Annotated in this window: 4 protein-coding genes; 1 reads left to right on the plus strand and 3 read right to left on the minus strand. The window is 58.4% G+C overall.

Annotation, left to right across the window (positions count from 1 at the left end):
• Both ACE5CZ_RS00330 and ACE5CZ_RS00335 read right to left on the minus strand, forming a co-directional pair.
• Positions 1-578: thiamine pyrophosphate-dependent enzyme (locus ACE5CZ_RS00330; protein WP_374945361.1), on the minus strand; the 578-nt coding region annotated here is incomplete at its 3' end.
• A gap of 496 nt (positions 579-1,074) precedes the next feature.
• Entirely contained in the window at positions 1,075-1,701 is a 627-nt protein-coding gene (locus tag ACE5CZ_RS00335) for a TetR/AcrR family transcriptional regulator (protein ID WP_374945362.1), read from the minus strand.
• Positions 1,702-1,844: 143 nt separating this feature from the next.
• On the opposite strand from ACE5CZ_RS00335, the gene ACE5CZ_RS00340 reads away from it, so the two are divergent.
• Positions 1,845-2,705, plus strand: coding sequence for an enoyl-CoA hydratase/isomerase family protein (locus ACE5CZ_RS00340; protein WP_374945363.1), 861 nt, complete (start codon positions 1,845-1,847; stop codon positions 2,703-2,705).
• Between the two features lie 341 nt (positions 2,706-3,046).
• On the opposite strand, the gene ACE5CZ_RS00345 is transcribed toward ACE5CZ_RS00340, so the two are convergent.
• Positions 3,047-4,510, minus strand: coding sequence for an NAD-dependent succinate-semialdehyde dehydrogenase (locus ACE5CZ_RS00345; protein WP_374945364.1), 1,464 nt, complete (start codon positions 4,508-4,510; stop codon positions 3,047-3,049).
• Between the last annotated feature and the right edge of the window lie 434 nt (positions 4,511-4,944).

The raw sequence follows: 4,944 nt of genomic DNA on the forward strand, positions 1-4,944 counted from the left end.
TGAAAGAGTTCGACACCGTTTAGAAGAGTTGTCGTCTCGGTCATCTCAGACCAGCCGTTGTTCTCAATCACGTACACAACAGGAAGTTTGTAGGCGGCGGCGAAGATCATGCCCTCGTGGACGGAGCCCTGATTCATTGCACCATCACCGATGGATACGACAACGACCCGATCAGTGCCCTGATGTACCGACGCCAAAGCAACCCCGCCACCAATAGGAATGCCGGCACCAACGATCGAGTTCTCCCCGAAGAACCCATACTCGGGAGCGGTCAGGTATGCAGAGCCACCGCGACCGCCGTTAATGCCCCCCGAACGCTGTGTGATCTCAGCCAGAAGTGGTACGAGCGGAACCCCCGCAGCGACAGCCCAGCCGTGGCCGCGGTATGTCGGTAGTACCCGGTCGCCAGGTTGAAGAGCGGCGCGAACTCCTACCGGGATCGCCTCTTGACCGGTACTGGTATGCACGGACCCTGGATAAAACCCCTCTGCGCTCAGTTCGAGAGCCTTCTCCTCGAGTGCGCGGATGACGAGCATCTCGCGAAAAGCTTTGAGTAACTCTGCGGGCGCAATGGTCACGACTTCCTCCTTGATGTTGTGGCATTTCCATGCTGACACACCGCGCCAAAATCGTCAATATATGAATGACAATTCATTCTATGGACTTTTTTCGATTTCCCCTGGACTCTGTAGGTTGCTGGCCGGATTGATGGCTCGACTAGTCGTTCTTATTTAGTCCGGCATCGACGGCCGCCCGCGCCAAAATCTCGCCTGGGATGGTGCTCGTGAATTACAGGCCTGCATGTAGACAACGTCAAGCTCTTCGCCGAGGTCGAAGGGTTCAGCTCCACGACGTCCTGGAGCAGGTCGTTGCAAATTTCTCACCGATGCTCTTTTGATTCGTCGATCGGTGTGCGCTGCGCCTCTCTTGATGGCGGTTCAAGTCCCATACTCGGGTGCGCGAATGTTGTCGGCGCGGTCCGGCAATGTCGAGTGTCACGGTCAGTGCTCTGCCCTCGGTACGCTGGCTCAACGACGAGCTGATGTGCCGACGGTGCCTACTTCAAGGGCGATCTCAGTACTGGCTGCTATCGGGCGGCCCTGCGCTCGCACCAGGATCAGAGAGAGCGCCGAAGGCTAGGTCGAGCAGTCCGGACAGGTCTTGCTGACCGTTGGCGTCCCGCCAGTAAATGAGCGCCGTTGAAAAACATTCCATTGCTGTTGCCACGCGGACATCCGCAATAATTGATCGCTCCACCGACACCTGTTCCCTCCGCAGCAGCTCGCGAGTGATGTTTGGCCGCCAGCCGAATTGCTTCTCCCGAAACTTCGCGCGGAGCGCCGGGGTTGCTTCTATGAGATTTAAGAATGCGATGACTTCATCGGCATCCCGAGCGAGGAAGCTCAACACCGGATCGAAAGCGCGCCGCAGTGCCAGCCAGTCGTCGTGCAATGCGTGTACAGAAGCCAAGGCGTCGACGACGATGTCGCCAATCGGATCGAAGACGAACAGGACAACGTCTTCTTTATTGGCGAAATATCGCAGGAAGGTACTTCGAGACACGCCGGTGGCGCCAGCGAGGTCGGCGAACGTGACCTGGTCAAAGCCAGTGGCGCAGAACTGGTTGAAAGCGATCCGCGCGAGCTCTTCTCGAACTGCATGTCGGCCGATGGCTCGAACGCTCACCGGGTTAGTAGACATGCCCCCATCATATCGGTTAGTTCCATCCTTGATGACAAGGGTCTACACTGAACCTCGGTGTCATTTCAGACGCAGAGATGCGGCTTCTGCTGTGTCTTATCAGATCAGCTGCACTCAGCGGCCTAATTGGAACGAGACAAAACTTGACTTACGACAACCTGCCGGGACTGCGCGTCTCGATCGACGCTGGTATCGCTACCGTGACACTGAATCACCCGCCACTGAACCTCATGGATGGTGTTTTACTGCCCTCGTTGCGAGGGTTTCTTTACAGGGTGCACGACGATACGAACGTTCGGGTGATTGTGTTCCAATCGGGTGACCCGGACTTCTTCAGCGCGCACGGTGATATGGGCTACCTGACCGATCCCGAAGCCCTGCCGGCCGCAACCAACGCTGCTATCGCTGCCGCGCCTGACTGGGATGTTCCGGATGGTATGAACATTCTTCAGACCATGAGCGAGGAGGTGCGAAACCTGCCGCAGGTCACTATTGGCAAGCTCGCAGGTTTGGCTCGCGGAGCGGGCAATGAATTTTTCATGTATCTCGACATGCGGTTCGCAGCAATCGGCAAGTCGGGTCAGGCGCAGCCTGAGGCACAAATGGGAATACTTCCGGGTGGCGGCGGGACGGTGAACATGACCCGGCTCATCGGTCGCGCTCGCGCGTTGGAGCTTCTCTTGGGCGCTGAACTCGTCGACGCAGAACTGGCCGAGCGTTACGGACTCGTCAACCGCGCCCTGCCCGCTGAGGAGATCGACGCGCACGTCGACGCCCTCGCTCGTCGCATCGCGCGGCTTCGCCCGGCGACGATCGCTGCCATCAAGACAACCGTGAACGCCATGGCACCTGCGGTTTCACCAGAGGCTTATGCCGTCGAGAACAGTTCGCTGTACGCAGCGTTTGGTGATGAAGTCTTCGATCTCGCCCACAAGCTCCTTGCCGCCGGCGTGCAAACCCGCGAGGGCGAACTGGACTACGAACGCATTTCCAACAGCATCTAGGACGCTGGCCGGCGCGGACAGCGTCCTGCGCCGGACAGCGCCGCCTATCGGCTGGCACCATTGCGCCCGCGGCCCAGGCAACGAGCATCTCAGAAACTCAACGGTAGTGGTCGAGGGCCCAAAGTCTGCCCGAGATCAGGCAGATACCACGCGAATGCGCATCGCCGGCGACCGTGCCGGTCTACTAGTTGATCTCCCTGGGTTTGCTTCATCTTCAACTAGCCCACGGTCCTCACTGGGGCATTCCATGCGGATCAAGGTGCAGTTGCTCGACTGTACGTTGACGACGAGCTCTCAAAGGCACTTCAACGTCCGACGTCGTCGTAGGGTACTTTCTGGCATCACGCGCTTGGAATGAGCGTGTACTTCGTAGAGAGGTACTCGTGGATGCCTTCGGTGCCACCTTCGCGCCCGATACCGGATTGTTTCACACCGCCGAACGGAGCTGCGGCATTTGACAATACGCCCGCATTCAAGCCCATCATGCCAGTGTCGAGCCTTTCGATCATTCGTTGGCCTCGCGCCAAGCTTTCGGTGAATACGTAGCTTACGAGGCCGTACTCGGTGTCATTGGCGAGGCGAACAGCTTCATCTTCGTCATCGAACTCCGTGATTGAGACCACCGGGCCAAAGATTTCTTCGCGCAGAATCTCACTTCCGAGCGTTACTCCAACCAAGACGGTGGGCTCGTAAAAGCTGCCGGGGCTGTCGGCTCGATGGCCGCCGGCGACGAGACTGGCGCCGCGGGCAATCGCGTCCTTAACCAGCCCGTCTGCCTTGTTGACAGCCATGTCGTTGATAAGCGGGCCGATCGTCACCCCTTCTTCAGTTCCGCGGCCCATACGGAGCTGCGCGACCCGGCCTGCGATACGACTCGCGAACTCGTGTACCACAGAGCTATGCACTATGAAACGGTTGGCTGCGGTGCATGCCTGCCCAATATTTCGGAACTTGGCCTGCATGGCTCCATCAACCGCCTTGTCGAGGTCGGCGTCCCCGAAGACCACGAAAGGAGCGTTGCCACCGAGTTCCATCGATGTGCGTAGCACGTTCGCGGATGCTTGAATCATGAGCTTGCGGCCGACCGGTGTCGAACCGGTGAAGCTCAGCTTACGCAAGCGCGAGTCGGCAATAATCGGCTCGGACACCTCAGCGGACGTCGACGTCGTGATCACGTTCAGGACGCCCCCGGGCAGTCCTGCCTCTTCGAGCAACCTTGCCAGAAGCAGGGTGGTCAGTGGTGTCAATTCGGCAGGTTTGATTACGACAGTGCAGCCAGCCGCTAGAGCGGGCGCGATTTTGCGGGTTGCCATCGCAAGCGGAAAGTTCCACGGGGTGATGAGGTAGCACGGGCCGACCGGACGTTGTGAAACCACCATCTGCCCGGTTCCCTCGGGATTCCGGCCGTAACGGCCAGAGATGCGGACCGCCTCCTCCCCGAACCATCGTAAAAATTCACCTCCATATGCGACCTCCCCCAATGCTTCGGAAAGCGGCTTGCCCATCTCAAGTGTCATGAGCAATGCCACCTCGTCTTGACGTTCCTGTAGCAGGTCGAACGCGCCACGCAAGATCTCGCCGCGCGTTCGGGGTGCCGTGGCGCTCCATTTCTCAGCAACTGCGACCGCGGCGTCGAGGGCGGCAATGCCGTCAGCTGGGGTCGCGTCGGCGATACGTTTAAGGACATTCCCAGTTGCAGGGTCAACCACGGCGAGAGTCTTGCTCGAGGAAGAAGCAACCCACTCGCCCCCAATGAACAGGCGGTCGGGTATTCGGGCTAGTAACTGGGCTTCAGTGTCGGTCATCGGATCACCTTTTGTTTGTGGCCAACACCAGACCCCGACCGAATAGACACGAGAATTAAGACGTGCAGTTGATTTTTCGTGCGGGAAAGTCGTTGCTCGTCGCAGTGTGGGCTAGTAATGGTTTGGGAGCCACCTCAACGAGCGGCTTGTCGACAAATACGGCCACCGCTTCGGTAGCTGAACGCGTCTGCGGCCAGTGTGGCGTTGTCGACGGATCTAAATTTATGCTGACACAGACGAGAACGTTTAGCAATATATGGAAACTATTTCATTTGATGATAAAATGCCTTCTGGAGCCTGTCAAGTTGTTTGTGTAAGCGAGTGGGGCTCGTTTTTATAGGTAGGGGTGGATTCGGTCGGGGTAAGCGATCGCGAGTTGGGCGAGGGCTTGTTTCCAGTTTGTGGTGATCTGGCCTTCGACGAGGCGCCCTTCG

It is taken from the genome of Agreia sp. (genome assembly GCF_964263775.1).
GTDB lineage: Bacteria > Actinomycetota > Actinomycetes > Actinomycetales > Microbacteriaceae > Agreia.